Genomic DNA, 15,051 nt, shown 5'->3' with positions numbered 1-15,051 from the left:
GGGGTTCGCCGCAAAAGATATAGCGGACAGCAGGATTAGCTTCTAAAAACCATTATTACTAACATTCTAAAGATTAATAAATTAAACATTTCATAAATCTGAGAGAAAGTAGTAAAATTCAAAAGCTATTATGTAAATTTGCAAAAAATTATACATATACAAATATAATATAAATGAGTACTACAACTACGCCATATGTGGCTTTCAAAGTAAAAGATATTTCTCTGGCTGCCTGGGGAAGAAAAGAAATTGAACTAGCTGAAGCTGAAATGCCAGGTTTAATGGCACTTCGTGCTGAATATAAAGATGAGCAGCCTCTTAAAGGTGCGCGTATCGCAGGATGTCTTCACATGACAATCCAGACTGCTGTTTTGATTGAAACTTTAATTGCCCTTGGTGCAGAAGTTACCTGGTCTTCCTGTAACATTTTCTCTACTCAGGATCAGGCTGCTGCTGCTATTGCTGCCGCAGGAATCTCTGTTTACGCATGGAAAGGCTTAAATGAAGAAGAATTTGACTGGTGTATCGAACAGACTTTATTTTTTGGTGAAGACAGAAAACCATTGAACATGATCCTTGATGACGGTGGAGATTTAACAAACATGGTTATCGATCGTTTCCCTGAATTGGTTCCTGGAATTAAAGGTCTTTCTGAAGAAACTACAACAGGTGTTCACAGACTTTACGAAAGAGTAAAAGCGGGAACACTTCCAATGCCTGCAATCAACATTAACGATTCTGTTACTAAATCTAAATTTGATAACAAATACGGTTGTAAAGAATCTGCTGTAGATGCTGTACGTCGTGCAACTGACTTGATGTTGGCTGGTAAAAGAGTAATTGTTTGCGGATACGGTGACGTTGGAAAAGGAACTGCTGCTTCTTTCAGAGGCGCCGGTTCTATTGTAACAGTTACTGAAATCGATCCAATTTGTGCTTTACAAGCTGCAATGGACGGTTATGAAGTTAAAAAATTAGATACTGTAATTGCAAATGCTGATATCATCATTACTACTACAGGGAATAAAGATATCGTTGTTGGAAAACATTTCGAACAAATGAAAGACAAAACTGTTGTTTGTAACATTGGTCACTTCGATAACGAAATTGACATGGCCTGGTTAAACAAAAACCACGGCGCATCTAAAATCGAAATCAAACCTCAGGTTGACAAATATAACATCAACGGCAATGATATCATCATTTTGGCTGAAGGTCGTTTGGTAAACCTTGGTTGCGCTACAGGTCACCCAAGTTTTGTAATGAGTAACTCTTTCACCAACCAGACTTTGGCTCAAATTGAATTGTGGAACAACAGCGCAGCTTACAAAAACGACGTCTATATGTTACCAAAACATTTAGATGAAAAAGTTGCTGCTTTGCACTTAGCTAAATTAGGAGTTGAGTTAGAAGTTCTTCGTGAAGATCAGGCTGCTTACATTGGTGTTGAAGTTCAGGGTCCATTCAAACCGGAATACTACAGATATTAGTATTAAGTTTTTAGTACTAAGAATTAAGATAGAACCCTTACAGAAATGTGAGGGTTTTTTATTGGACATTTCCCTGCGTCAAAACTTAGGATCGTGTTATCCGCTACGCAAAAGCGATAGCAAACTAACGAAGTAATCTTTTATTCCGTTTACGCTCTGTAAAAGTGTCCCGCTTTATACCTCACACTCAGCAACAATAAGAAAACATTAACTTGTACGATTTCTCTTTTAAAATTTTATAGTTTATTTTTACTACAAAACCCTCTCTATGAAACAATATATAATAACAATTTTCTTCTTTATAAATTTTACCCTTTTTGCACAAGAAAAAGACATCTGGATTTCTTTTCCAAATAAAGACACAACACTTATTGGTTTTAAAGACAAAAACGGCAATATCAAAATCGAGCCCAAATTTATGGGACTTACAACAGCCAGTAAATTTGAAAACATTATTTCCGTATCAGAAGAATTTAAAGACAGCTGGAAAAGTTATTATTTAACCAAAAAAGGAAAAATAGTTGGCCGCGACAGTTTATATGTTTTCGACAATAGTCCGGATTGCGAAAATGAAGGTTTTATCCGTTTTAGAGATCCTAAAACTGATAAAATAGGAATGTTTAATAGCGAAGGAAAAATTGTAATTCCTGCTAATTATAGTAATTTAACTAAAATTAGAAACGGAATGGCGATTGCTTTAAAAGATGCAAAAAAAGAAATCGATGGTGAGCATTTTTTCTGGACAGGAGGAAAAGAATTTCTAATCGATGTTAACAACCAGATACTGATTGAAAATTTTCCTTATAATGATGAACTGAATTTTTATTCTTTAGAAAAATCAAAAGAAAAAGGCGAAGATGAAACAAGAGAATATTTCTTAGGTGTTGACGGTCAATATTATTCCTTTATCAATTTTGACAAAGAATTTAAATCATGGCTGAAAAAAACTTTACTTCGTGATTTATCCAAAGCCAATTTAGAAAAACATTCGTTTGATAAAATTACGTATTGGAAAGAACCGATGGGATGGATAAGCGAACCAAAATCAAAATTTATCCACCAGAATCATCAATTTATAAAAATGAAACTTACAGAACTTACCATTGACAATCCTGAATATTTTGTTTCATCAAATGGTTTAAACCCGTTTATATACGAAACAGCTGAGTATGAAAAGTATTTTAATAATTGCAGAGAATCTATTGACTGGCTTTATCCTGTCAAAAGCGTTATAATTTCATCCAGAAATAAAGCAGATTCAGGACAAGACCATTTTGAGTTTTTACGAACTGAAAATGGTTATAAGCTAATTGGGGTCTCAGATGCAAAAAATAATCTTAAGTAATAATTACAAAATTTATAACTAACATGTCTATTGTTTTCAGAAAAGCGACGATTTCAGATTTACCGGAAATGCAAAAATTATATATCGAAACTATTCAGGCAGTTTGCAAAGATGACTATAATAAGGAACAGCTTAAAGTTTGGAGTTTGGGTGTAGAAAATACCGAAAGGTGGTTTGAAGTTATCCATTCACAATTTGTATTATTAGCTATTATAGATAATAAAATTACCGGATTTGGAACTTTGAAAGACGGAAATTATATTGATTTCTTCTACATCCATAAGGATTTTCAAAGGCAGGGAATCGCAGACAAAATTCTGAATGAATTAGAAATTGAAGCTGCTAAATGTCATTCATCAGTCATAACCTCAGATATTAGCATAACTGCAAAACCTTTTTTTGAAAAGAAAGGATTTGTAGTAAAAGCTGAACAAAGAAATATCCGTTTAAATGTTGAATTGATCAACTATAAAATGGAAAAAGAGTTGTAAAAATTGTTTCGTATTCAAGTACAAAACTGGATAAACATTTACAGCAAGTTTCGGATTTTGTACCTTCTAAAACCAATCGATATTTGTATTATAAAATGGGAAGAAGATGAACACACAGGAAACCATCAATTATAATCGTATCGCCGAAGCTATAGATTATATCAAAGCTAATTTTAAAGATCAGCCCAATCTGGATGAAGTGGCAGAAAAAGTACATTTGAGTCCGTTTCATTTTCAACGGCTTTTCAGTGAATGGGCAGGAACAAGTCCGAAGAAGTTTTTGCAATATACCAGTATTCAATACGCCAAAAAACTACTCAAAGAAAATCAGGCAACAATCTCTGAAACTGCTTTTGAAACAGGACTTTCAGGAACAAGCCGGCTTCATGATTTATTTGTAAATATCGAAGGAATGACACCAGCCGAATATAAAAACGGAGGAAAGAATCTTGAAATAAGTTACAGTTTTGCCGAAAGTCCATTTGGGAAAATTATCGTTGCGTCTACTCGAAAAGGAGTTTGTTTTATGGCTTTCGCCGAAGATGAAATCTCTGGATTTACTGCCTTGAAAGATAAATTCCCGAATGCTCAATTTTCTAAAAAACTAGATTTGTCACAACAAAATGCTTTATTCATTTTCCAAAACGACTGGAGCAAATTAACCGAAATAAAACTGCATTTAAAAGGAACGGATTTTCAACTGAAAGTTTGGGAAACTTTATTAAAAATTCCGATGGGACAGCTTTCTACTTACGGAACAATTGCGAATCAAATTCAAAAACCAAATGCATCGCGTGCAGTTGGAACAGCGATCGGAAGCAATCCTGTTGCTTTTTTGATTCCGTGTCACCGTGTTATCCAATCTTCCGGGACATTTGGTGGTTATATGTGGGGAAAAACCAGAAAAACAGCCATTATTGGCTGGGAAGGCGTACAAATAAGTCCTTAAAAGGAAAAATCCTAAATTTTTAAATCACAAATTCTAATGATTAATTGTCATTGAAATTTCACATATCTAAAATCTAATCATGCAAAATATACAATCAAAAATTGCTTCTCAAAACTGGGAAGGCATCACCGAATCTATGCACGAAAAAGGCTTTGCTATTATTCCAAATATCCTAGATAATGAACAATGTAAAGACTTAAAATTCGATTATGACTCCCCTACTTTATATCGAAAAACGGTTGTAATGGAACGCTATCGATTTGGTTTGGGAGAATATAAATATTTTAATTATCCGCTTCCGGATCTAATTCGGGATATCCGAACTTCTATTTATCCTAAGCTTGCCACAATTGCCAATACGTGGATGAAAGTTTTAAATATCAATACCATTTTTCCTCAAACTCATGAAGAATTGTTACAGCAATGTCATGACAACAATCAGCTTAAAGCAACAGTTTTAATTTTGAAATACGGAAAAAACGGGTTCAATACTTTACATCAGGATTTATACGGAGATATTTATTTTCCTATTCAAATTGTACTTTTCCTTTCAGAATGCGAAGAAGATTTCACCGGAGGAGAATTTGTACTGACTCAGCAAACACCAAGAGCGCAATCCAAAGCGATTGTTCTAAAACCTAAAAAGGGAGATGTTTTGATTTTTACAACCAATTTCAGACCTGTAAAAGGATCAATAGGATATTATCGCGTAAATATGAAACATGGTGTCAGCGAAGTTCTTTCTGGCGAAAGGTATACACTGGGAATTATTTTTCATGATGCCTTATCATAAATATTTTTTTGCCGCGAATTCACGAATTATTTTTAAAATCTATGCGGATAGAATTATTTTAATTCGTGAATTCGTGGCGAAAAAAAACACATAACAATATGCTTCAACACAACAAAATTTCCGATTCCGATCTTCGGAATAAAATTAAAAATGGCGAAATTTGCTTTGGTGGCAACCAAAAACTAAAAATCTACGGAACTCTAAAATGTTCTTCGGGGAAAAGAATGAAGCGCGAAAACCGGATTTTCTTTTTATCTGAAAACGAAGCTAAACAAAATGGCTTCAGACCTTGTGGACATTGTATGAAAACCGAATATAAAAACTGGAAAATGGACTTATTTAATTCGCACGAAGACGAAAAAGCAAACCGGCTTCCAAAAGACGGGACTGTAAATTACTATGGAAAATTATTCTCCAATGAAGAGTCGAATCATTATTTAGAAATTTTACTGAATACTATTGAATGGAAAAATGACGAAGCGATTATTTTCGGAAAATTAATTTTGACCAAACGAAAAGTTGCCTGGTATGGTGATCAGGAATTTGAATATACTTATTCGAATACGACTAAAAAAGCACTTTCGTGGACTCCAGAATTACTTGAATTAAAAGCTATAATTGAAGAAAAAACAGGAGAAACATTTAACTCCTGCTTACTTAATTTATATCATTCAGGAGAAGAAGGAATGGCATGGCACAGCGATGCGGAAAAAGATTTAAAAAAGAATGGTGCTATTGGGTCGTTGAGTTTTGGTGCAGAGCGTAAGTTTGCTTTCAAACATAAAAAAACTAAAGAAACGATTTCTTTAATTTTGGAACATGGCAGCTTACTGGTTATGAAAAAAGAAACTCAAACACACTGGCTGCATCGTTTACCGCCAACAAAAACAACTACAAAACCACGGGTAAATTTAACTTTCAGGACTATTGTACAATATAAATAATCAATTTATCAAACCACATTTTTTATAAATATCTAAAATTACAGATTGTTTTCCTAAAAGATACTGGTCTATATCATGGGGAAATTTCTTTGCCATTTCAATTTTTATCCTGGCATATTTTTCTCTTTCATGAGCATGTTTTCGCAGGTAATCCCGAAAAGTAAGATGGCGTTTCAATTCATTAGAATTCTCATCACATACATATAAATGATGTTCCATGAGATGTATTTTATTTTTATAACTGAATGCTTCCCTGCCCTTAATCCCTAAATCACCTACATGTTTATAACCAATCTCTTTCAGCTTTTGTTTTACTATTAAAAACATATCATTTTCTATCACAATATCTATATCAATAATAGGCTTTGCATGCAAACCCGCTACCGATGTACTGCCCACATGCTCAATAGTCAATACCATATCCTTTATATGTGCAAGTAATTCGCTTTTAATTCTTTTAAATTCCTCTGCCCAAGCCGAATTATATGGCAGAACTTTTATATTCCATTCTTTACTATCAATCATCGGATTAGTTTCTAAAAATATAATGTTTATCAGATTAGTGCTTTCTACACATTTATAAGTTAGGAATCGACAAATAGAATAGTTAATTTAAATCTAATTAGTCATCAGATTGATCTATTTTAATCTTAAAGAAAATCCAATGTTCTTTCCAAAGCCATACCACGCGACCCTTTAATCAATATAGTACTTTCTTCTTTGAACTTATTTATTTTTAAATATTCAGCAAAATCTTCAAAAGTTTCAAAAAAATGAAGTTTTTCATTAGCAATAAAATTCCCGAAAAAAGATTTTCCAATCAGATAAACAGTCGATTGATTCTGATCTGCTAAAGAATCAACAATAATTTTATGTTCTTGCTGGCTTTCATTACCAAGCTCGAACATATCTCCCAGAATTATTATCTTATGTGAATTGTCTAATTGTAAAAAATTAGTAACTGCAACAGCCATACTGCTCGGATTAGCATTATAAGCATCCAGAATAATTTCAAATGATCCCTTTCTTATTAATTGAGACCTATTATTAGTGGGAATATAATTTTCAATTGCGGTTTTAATTTCGATGTTACTAACCTCAAAATAAGTTCCAATGGCTACGGCAGCATTGATATTATTAGCATTATAAAGACCTATTAAATTTGAACTAACCATAAAATCCTTATAACCGATAATTACAAAAGGGTTTGCTTCAATTGAATTTATTTTAACATCTGCTTCATTACGATCAATCCCAAAAGTATATTTTTTTATTTCTTTGGTTTTATCAACCTGAATTGGGTCTTCCAGATTTACAAAAACCAGTTTATTGTTTGACGCAAGATACTTATACATCTCGCTTTTTCCTTCAATTACTCCTTCTATCCCTCCAAAACCTTCTAAATGCGCTTTTCCAAAATTTGTGATATAACCATAATCTGGCTGAGCTATTGAACATAAAAACTCAATTTCTTTTTTATGATTAGCACCCATTTCTACAATTCCAATCTCAGTTTCATTGGTAAAAGACAATAAGGTTAACGGAACTCCAATATGATTATTTAAATTTCCGACAGTTGCTTTTGCCTTGTATTTTTGTGCTAAAACAACATTTATAAGTTCTTTAGTGGTAGTTTTTCCATTACTTCCTGTCAATGCAACAATAGAAATATTTAAATATTGCCTATGAAATTTTGCTAACTCCTGTAATGTTCGCAAACTGTTTTCCACCACAATTGTTCTTTCATCTATTAAATAAGACGGATTATCAATTATAACAAACAGAGCTCCACGCTCGAGTGCTTCCCGGGCAAAAGTGTTGGCGTCAAAATTTTCTCCTTTAATAGCAAAAAACATAGAATCTTTTTCAATTTTGCGTGTATCAATTGAAAGCGATTTACATTTTAAAAATAAGTTATGAATTTCTTTAATATTCATTTTATAAGCATTTATTTAGATTATAAAAATAAAAAAAAACAATAAAAAAATTCCAAATTCCTTACTGAACTCAGTTTTGGAATTTGGAATTTTTTTTATCGGAATTTTCTAATTTAATTCCTTGGTGATTTTCTTCTTTCAGTTTTAGCACCTACTCTAGACATTGCGCATCTAAACCCAATGTAATCAGTAGCCATATCCTGAGGGAAGTATCTTCTTTGAGCAGGATCTAACCAGTAAGCTCTGTCTCTCCACGAACCTCCTTTATAAACTCTTGCGTTATCGTTTATTAAAGTTGTTCTTTTGCTTGAGTTGTCATATTTTCTCACCATGTTACCTAAACTATCTGTAGTAACATTATGTATTGGAGAATTATACATAGCTACTTTAGTACTGTCACCTGATTCAGAATCTCCGAAGTCATAATATCTTGAAGATTGTTTATCACCGTCTCTGTAATTGATATTATCACTTTTACTGAAATTTTGTCTCAAATAAGTCTCATTCTCATCAACTGGAACTCGAGCTATTTCTCCTGGTAAATTTGTAGCAACTACTTTACCATTACTCAGAGTGGTATATTTAATATTATCTTTAGTGATAATTTCTAACTTACCATCTTTACCAATTTTGTTTTTAGCATATTGATTTCCTCTGTAATAGTTGAAATCATTTGCTTCGTTATCAATTATTGGTCTGTAAACGTCAGCAACCCATTCTGCTACGTTACCAGCCATATCATATAAACCGAAATCGTTAGCAGGATAACTTTTTATCTTATTTGTAATATCTGCACCATCATCTGACCAACCTGCGATTCCACCGTAGTCACCATTTCCTTGTTTAAAGTTAGCCAATTGGTCACCTCTGTTTTTACGTTTTGCTGAACGGGTATAATCTCCAGACCAAGGATATTTCTTTTGTCCTTTATAAATATTGTATTCTCTTTGTCCAACATCTGCCGCTGCTGCATATTCCCATTCAGCTTCTGTAGGAAGTCTGTATTCTGGCAAAATAATCCCTGAAGAACGTTGTGCATAAACATTTTTCTGCTCTTCTACAGTACCATCTTTACCTTTTCTTGGTCTTTTGCCAGTAGGGCTTTTCTTTAAAACAATTTCTTCATTACCTCCATAAGAAGTAGATGGGGATGCAAGATACGCTTCAGTATTGAATAAACTTTCGGCACTAACATCTTGTGTTTTAGCCCCTCTTTTAATATATCTTTCTTTTTCCAAAACCGCTTCGTTAACACGGTCTGTTCTCCATTTGCTAAATTCAACTGCCTGGATCCAATTAACACCAACTACAGGATAGTCAGCATAAGCAGGATGTCTTAAATAATTATTTGTCATCGTTTCGTTGTATCCTAAACGATTTCTCCATACTAAGGTATCAGGCGATGCACCAGCATAGATGTTTTTATAACTTTCTTCTGTAGGTGGGAAAACTTTTTTCAACCATTCAAGGTATTCTAAATACATACCATTGGTAACTTCCGTTTCATCCATGTAAAACGACTGAACGTGTTGTTGAGTTGGTGTGTTATTCCAATCGTGCATAACATCATCCTGTACTTTACCCATAGTAAATGTACCTCCTTCAACAAAAACTAAACCAGGACCAGCCTGTTGTTTTTTTCCTGCATTTCTAGCAGCTGTTCCGTTCTGACTATCAACATCCCAACCTGTTGCTCTTGAACCGCGGCTAGAACTTGATTTTTTGCTACAACTAGCCGTGCCCAACATCAATACTATTGACATCATTACTTGCAAGGCTACAATTTTGTTTACTTTCATACTCATTCTTAGGTGATAAATTTAGGTGCTGCAATATAATAATTAACATTTAATTAGCAACATCTGTTCTAATAATTTTATTTAGCTGTTTTTTACCAGAAAATAACCTATAGTTTCGAACGCAAAAATATACTTTTTATTATTACTATTACATTAAATACTATATTTTTACTTACTAAAATATTTTAACCTTAATTTCGTTTTCTTTTATCATGAAACAAATCATTCTTTTATATCTTTTTTTGACACCCTTTTTCTTGTTTTCCCAGAAAAATGGCACCCTCACAATAGATTGGAAAAATAAAAAAGAAATGAATTTTGGTGAAGTAAAAATAGACATTCCTTACTTTACAGGTGATAATTTTCGATTTGACATTACTAAAAAAACCATAACATTGCTATTTAAACCGGATTATTCGGATTATTCTGCCGACAGTAGAGTTCAAATCACCAACATTATTTACGAACCTGTTTCAGCTAAAGATCTAGGAGATTTATCATTAACAAACATCCCAAAAGAACCAAATGAAACATTTCAAATAGTTACATCAAGAGATCAAAAACAAGGATTCATCTCCTTGTCCCCAATCATATCTGAAGGAAATAGCTTTAAAAGAATCAAATCGTTTTCTTATTCAATTAATGGCAGTTTATCAAAAAACAACAGCTCTGCATCTACATTAAAGTCTAATATTATTTCAAATTCGGTTCTATCCTCTGGAGAATGGTACCGTTTTTATGTTGAAAAATCAGGTGTTTATAAAATTTCAAGATCTTTTTTGCAAAGCCTGGGCTTTGATGCCGGCAAAAATGACCCAAAAAAAATAAAAATTTACGGAAATGGAGGAAGAATGCTTCCTTTATCCAATAACTCATATTATCCGGAAGATTTAACTGAAAATGCAATTCAGGTTGTGGGCGAGAATGACGGCATTTTCAACAATGAGGATTATATCCTTTTTTACGCAGAAGGAATAAACAACTGGAACACTGAAAGCAAAACCAACCTTAACTTATACGCTACTAAATCATATTATTATATTACCAGCCAAGGAGGTGACGGAAAAAGGATTTCGAACATGAACCAACCCACCGAAAACAGCACTGTAGAATTAACAACTTTCGACGACCATCAGTTTCATGAAATCGATCTCACTAATATTGCACATTTAGGACGTCAATGGTTTGGAGAATCTTTTGAAATCAATCAGGAACAGGAGTTTGAATTTAATTTTCCCAATTTTGAGCCCGCCTCTCCAATAAAAATAGAAACTGTTGCAGCATCAGCTGCATTTACTAACACTTCATTTACTATTTCTGCTAACGGACAGAATATTGGGAATATTTCTTTTGGTCAAATTAGCCTCAATTCCGACATAAAGTTTTATACTGGAAATCTACCTGGCAATACTAGCTTTACAGGATCTGAAAACGTAAAAATAAAACTCATTTATAATAATAATGGAGTCCCGGGTTCTAAAGGATATCTGGATTATATCAATTTAGTAGCAAAACGAAAACTAACTGGCTACGGAAAGCAATTCCAATTCCAACACGATCAGGCAGGTTCTACATCCGGCATTGCCACTTACAATATCTCGAATGCCTCAGGCATTTCACAAATTTGGGATATAACAGACTTGTATGATGTTTCAAAAATCGAAAACAGCAATTTGAACAATTTAAGTTTCAAGGCTCCGTTAGGTGAAATACGAAAATATATAGCAATTGATCCAGCAGACTATTACACCCCTTTAAAAGAGAATCAGTCAAAAGTTGCAAATCAAAATCTAAAAGGCACTCTTTTTAAGAATGTCCAGAATAATTTTCAGGACATTGATTATTTAATTGTCACTCCTAAGTTTTTACTTTCTCAAGCTGAAAAATTAGCTAACTTCCACAGAAGTTACTCCAATTTAACGGTGAAGGTTGTTACTCTTGAAAATATCTACCAGGAATTTTCTTCAGGAAAACAAGATATTGCAGCGATTAGAAATTGTGTGAGGTACGTTTATAAAAATGCCTCTTCATCAAATAAAAGAATAAAGTACCTGAATCTTTTTGGAGATGCTTCATTCGATTACAAAAACCGCATTTCCAACAACACAAATATTGTACCTATATACCACTCTTTAAACAGTAACACTATTGGAGAATCTTCATTTGCATCTGATGACTTCTACGGATTAATGGATGATAATGAAGGAAATGTAATCTCATTTTTTGGAGGAATTGATATTGCAACAGGCAGAATGTTAGTTTCCGACAATACGCAAGCAGAAGAAATGGTCAATAAAGTTTTAGAATATCATAATACTAAATCTTACGGAAACTGGCGAAATAATTTTGTCTTAATTAGCGATGATTCCGACAAAGCTTCTGATGCCACTTTACAGTCACGACAAAATACATTGGCTGACAAAATCGCTGCCGAGAAACCTTTTTTAAATATTGACAAAATTTTTCTGGACTCGTATACACAAGAAGCATCTGCAGGAGGCTCAAGATATCCCAAAGCAAGAACAAACTTTTTTGATGCTTTTGAAAAAGGTGCTTTAGTCTTTAATTATTTAGGACACGGAGGAGAAGATGGCTTGTCCAGCGAAAGGATTTGGGAAAAATCAGATGGTCAAAACCTAAACAATCAATACAGATACCCTTTATTTATAACCATAACCTGTGAGTTTTCTCGTTTTGATGACCCAACTCACCCAACAGCCGGAGAATATACTTTTTGGAACCCAAAAGGGGGTGCTATAGCAATGTTAACCACCATTCGCTCAATAGGACAGTATAATGCCGAAAATTTCAATGACAACTTAACGAAAAATCTGCTGTCTTTCGGTTCAAATCAATATACAACTATTGCAGAAGCTCTTCGGATTTCAAAAAATGAAAATCCAAGCTCATCCAGCAATGTCGTTTTTTATTTAGGAGATCCTGCGATAATGCTGGCCATTCCTAAACCCCGAATTAATTTAACAAAAGTAAACGATGTACCTGTTTCAGGAACAATTGAAGATTTTAAATCTTTGGCAAAAATTAAAATATCAGGAGAAATTACAGACGAAAACAACAACCTTTTAAGCAACTATAACGGTGAGCTTTCAACTGCAATTTATGATAAACTAATTACAAATACCACACTTAACAACGATGGCTTTAGTCCGGCAATACAGTTTAAAACTCTGGGCGAAACTATTTTTAGAGGGAACGCTTCTGTAGTTAATGGCCAGTTTGAATTTAGTTTTGTCGTCCCAAGAGACATCCGAATTCCGGTTAAGAATGGCAGAATTAGCTTTTATTCGAAAAAGAATGAAGTTTTAGAAAATCAATCTGGCTTTAATGATATAATAAAAATTGGAGGAATTAACGAAAATGCACCTCAGGACAATATTAGTCCAAAAGTTCAGTTATATATGAACGATGAAACTTTTGTATCAGGAGGAATCACAAATGACTCTCCTTTTCTTTTAGCGCTTCTTGAAGACGAAAACGGAATTAATACAGCAAGTGGAATTGGCCATGACATAGTGGCTATTTTAGATGGAGATGTTAGTAATCCTTATATTTTAAATGATTATTACCAAACAAAATTAGATGATTACACCAATGGAAATTTACGTTTCCCATTACGTAATTTAAGTGCAGGAATGCATACTATAAGTTTTACTGCGTGGGATGTTTACAACAATCCGGTAACAAGTGAAATACAATTTATGGTCGTTGGCGACGAATCGCTCACATTGACTCACGTTCTTAATTATCCGAATCCGTTTTCTACCTACACACAATTCTGGTTTTCTCACAACAAACCTTACGAACCTTTAGATGTTCAGGTGCAGGTGATGACAATAACAGGAAAGGTTGTATGGACAAAAAACCAAATTATTACTACTGAAGGATTTTTATCAAGGGAAATTACATGGGACGGCAAGGATGACTTTGGAGACAGAATCGGAAAAGGAGTTTATATTTACAAACTCACCGTCAAATCTAATTTAACAAACAAAAAAGCAGAAAAGTATGAAAAACTTGTAATTCTATAATATATATTTGCACAACTAACAACATAAACTAACACCTTACTTAATATAAATGAAAAAAATATCCCCTTTATTATTATTTTATTTTATTATTATATCGTTTGCCAACGCACAAATTAGGCCAATTACAACCGGAGTCCCTTTTTTACAAGTTGCATCAGATGCAAGGGCTGCCGGTCTTGGAGATCAGGGTGTCGCAACCTCTGCAGATGTATTTTCTCAACAATGGAATCCGGCAAAATATGCATTTTCTATTGACAAACAAGGATTTTCTGTCAGCTACACTCCTTATTTAACTGATTTGGTAAATGACATTTCACTAAGCCAGTTAACATATTACAACAAAATTAACGAGCGAAGTGCTTTTGCCGGCAGTATACGCTATTTTAGCATTGGAGAAATTGAATTAAGAGAGAACCCAAACGATCCTGCCAATGTAGTTAAACCAGCAGAATTCGCCATTGACGGCTCCTATTCTTTAAAATTAAGTGAAACTTTCTCAATGGCTGTCGGAGCAAGATTCATAAGTTCAAATTTAGCAATTACATCAGGTGGGGAAAATCTATCTGCTGCTAAATCATTTGCATTTGACGTTGCCGGATTTTATCAGTCTGAAGAGATTGCATACAGAGATTTCAACGGAAGATGGAGGGCGGGGTTTAATTTCCAGAATCTTGGACCAAAAATTAATTACGATTTAAGTGAAACAACAGATGGGCCTGGCTCAAATTTTCTTCCTGCAAACTTAAGAGTAGGCGGTGGCTTTGACTTTATATTAGATGACTATAACAAAGTAGCCGTAGGTCTTGAATTTACAAAACTACTGGTACCTACCCCACAAATACCTAAACCAATCGACTTAAATAACGATGGCGACACTTCAGACGCAGGAGAATCTAATGGCATACAGGAAGCCAACAATGAATATAATTCCATAGGCTGGGTTCCCGGAATTTTCAAATCTTTTGGTGACGCACCGGATGGCTTCAGTGAAGAATTAAAAGAAATAACCTATAGTTTATCCGGAGAATATACTTATCAGGATTCATTTTCGATGCGAGCAGGATATTATCATCAAAGTCCTGAAAAAGGGAACATACAATTTTTCTCGTTAGGAGCAGGATTTAAGTATAACATTGTAAAAGTTGATGTATCCTACTTATTCTCTGCATCAAAAGTTAAAAATCCGTTAGAGAATACACTTCGCTTCTCATTAACCTTTAATTTTGGCGAAAAATACGAAGAGTATTAATCAGA

General features: G+C 33.8%; 11 protein-coding genes and 1 pseudogene. 9 read left to right on the top strand and 3 right to left on the bottom strand.

The annotated features are described in order from the left end of the window. Window positions 1-173: 173 nt before the first annotated feature. From ahcY to GXM16_RS02260, 7 genes and pseudogenes are all read left to right on the top strand, one after another. Complete coding sequence (ahcY, locus tag GXM16_RS02285) at window positions 174-1,490, top strand: adenosylhomocysteinase (RefSeq protein WP_163392322.1); 1,317 nt, start codon at window positions 174-176, stop codon at window positions 1,488-1,490. Window positions 1,491-1,758: 268 nt separating this feature from the next. Then, entirely contained in the window at window positions 1,759-2,835 is a 1,077-nt protein-coding gene (locus GXM16_RS02280; protein ID WP_188726524.1) for a WG repeat-containing protein, read from the top strand. A 23-nt stretch (window positions 2,836-2,858) separates the two neighbouring features. Next, entirely contained in the window at window positions 2,859-3,326 is a 468-nt protein-coding gene (locus tag GXM16_RS02275) for a GNAT family N-acetyltransferase (protein ID WP_163392321.1), read from the top strand. A gap of 106 nt (window positions 3,327-3,432) precedes the next feature. Then, on the top strand, window positions 3,433-4,275 hold the full coding sequence (locus tag GXM16_RS02270; protein ID WP_163392319.1) for a bifunctional helix-turn-helix domain-containing protein/methylated-DNA--[protein]-cysteine S-methyltransferase: 843 nt from the start codon (window positions 3,433-3,435) through the stop codon (window positions 4,273-4,275). A gap of 79 nt (window positions 4,276-4,354) precedes the next feature. Further along, window positions 4,355-5,068 (top strand): 2OG-Fe(II) oxygenase, encoded by a 714-nt coding sequence (locus tag GXM16_RS02265; protein ID WP_163392317.1) that lies wholly within the window; start codon window positions 4,355-4,357, stop codon window positions 5,066-5,068. Between the two features lie 98 nt (window positions 5,069-5,166). Further along, window positions 5,167-5,358: pseudogene (locus tag GXM16_RS22980) on the top strand (Ada metal-binding domain-containing protein); the annotation flags it as partial. A 39-nt stretch (window positions 5,359-5,397) separates the two neighbouring features. Next, a complete protein-coding gene (locus tag GXM16_RS02260; protein WP_208797370.1) occupies window positions 5,398-6,012 on the top strand; it encodes an alpha-ketoglutarate-dependent dioxygenase AlkB family protein in 615 nt (204 codons plus the stop codon). Here the strand turns inward: GXM16_RS02260 and GXM16_RS02255 are convergent, their stop codons facing one another. The 3 genes from GXM16_RS02255 to gldJ all read right to left on the bottom strand — a co-directional run bounded on the left by GXM16_RS02255 (window position 6,013) and on the right by gldJ (window position 9,748). Next, window positions 6,013-6,537 (bottom strand): GrpB family protein, encoded by a 525-nt coding sequence (locus tag GXM16_RS02255; RefSeq protein WP_163392313.1) that lies wholly within the window; start codon window positions 6,535-6,537, stop codon window positions 6,013-6,015. A 125-nt stretch (window positions 6,538-6,662) separates the two neighbouring features. Further along, on the bottom strand, window positions 6,663-7,949 hold the full coding sequence (locus GXM16_RS02250) for a UDP-N-acetylmuramoyl-tripeptide--D-alanyl-D-alanine ligase (RefSeq protein ID WP_163392311.1): 1,287 nt from the start codon (window positions 7,947-7,949) through the stop codon (window positions 6,663-6,665). A 113-nt stretch (window positions 7,950-8,062) separates the two neighbouring features. Beyond that, window positions 8,063-9,748: a gliding motility lipoprotein GldJ gene (gene gldJ / locus GXM16_RS02245; protein ID WP_163393238.1), complete on the bottom strand. Its 1,686-nt coding sequence runs from the start codon at window positions 9,746-9,748 to the stop codon at window positions 8,063-8,065. Window positions 9,749-9,960: 212 nt separating this feature from the next. Here gldJ and porU point away from each other — a divergent pair, with 212 nt between their 5' ends. Further along, complete coding sequence (porU, locus tag GXM16_RS02240) at window positions 9,961-13,797, top strand: type IX secretion system sortase PorU (RefSeq protein ID WP_163392309.1); 3,837 nt, start codon at window positions 9,961-9,963, stop codon at window positions 13,795-13,797. Between the two features lie 49 nt (window positions 13,798-13,846). Then, window positions 13,847-15,046 (top strand): type IX secretion system outer membrane channel protein PorV, encoded by a 1,200-nt coding sequence (porV, locus tag GXM16_RS02235; RefSeq protein ID WP_163392307.1) that lies wholly within the window; start codon window positions 13,847-13,849, stop codon window positions 15,044-15,046. The last annotated feature ends 5 nt before the right edge of the window (window positions 15,047-15,051 follow it).

Origin of the sequence: Flavobacterium limi (assembly GCF_010645075.1) — a bacterium.
GTDB classification, from domain to species: domain Bacteria; phylum Bacteroidota; class Bacteroidia; order Flavobacteriales; family Flavobacteriaceae; genus Flavobacterium; species Flavobacterium limi.
This window is presented reverse-complemented; position numbering and strand designations above follow the sequence as displayed.

Excerpts from the sequence above, each read along its gene's own strand:
- ahcY (WP_163392322.1), top strand. The coding sequence starts at position 174 with ATGAGTACTACAACTACGCCATATGTGGCTTTCAAAGTAAAAGATATT.
- GXM16_RS02280 (WP_188726524.1), top strand. The coding sequence starts at position 1,759 with ATGAAACAATATATAATAACAATTTTCTTCTTTATAAATTTTACCCTT.
- GXM16_RS02275 (WP_163392321.1), top strand. The coding sequence starts at position 2,859 with ATGTCTATTGTTTTCAGAAAAGCGACGATTTCAGATTTACCGGAAATG.
- GXM16_RS02270 (WP_163392319.1), top strand. The coding sequence starts at position 3,433 with ATGAACACACAGGAAACCATCAATTATAATCGTATCGCCGAAGCTATA.
- GXM16_RS02265 (WP_163392317.1), top strand. The coding sequence starts at position 4,355 with ATGCAAAATATACAATCAAAAATTGCTTCTCAAAACTGGGAAGGCATC.
- GXM16_RS02260 (WP_208797370.1), top strand. The coding sequence starts at position 5,398 with ATGGACTTATTTAATTCGCACGAAGACGAAAAAGCAAACCGGCTTCCA.
- GXM16_RS02255 (WP_163392313.1), bottom strand. The coding sequence starts at position 6,537 with ATGATTGATAGTAAAGAATGGAATATAAAAGTTCTGCCATATAATTCG.
- GXM16_RS02250 (WP_163392311.1), bottom strand. The coding sequence starts at position 7,949 with ATGAATATTAAAGAAATTCATAACTTATTTTTAAAATGTAAATCGCTT.
- gldJ (WP_163393238.1), bottom strand. The coding sequence starts at position 9,748 with ATGAAAGTAAACAAAATTGTAGCCTTGCAAGTAATGATGTCAATAGTA.
- porU (WP_163392309.1), top strand. The coding sequence starts at position 9,961 with ATGAAACAAATCATTCTTTTATATCTTTTTTTGACACCCTTTTTCTTG.
- porV (WP_163392307.1), top strand. The coding sequence starts at position 13,847 with ATGAAAAAAATATCCCCTTTATTATTATTTTATTTTATTATTATATCG.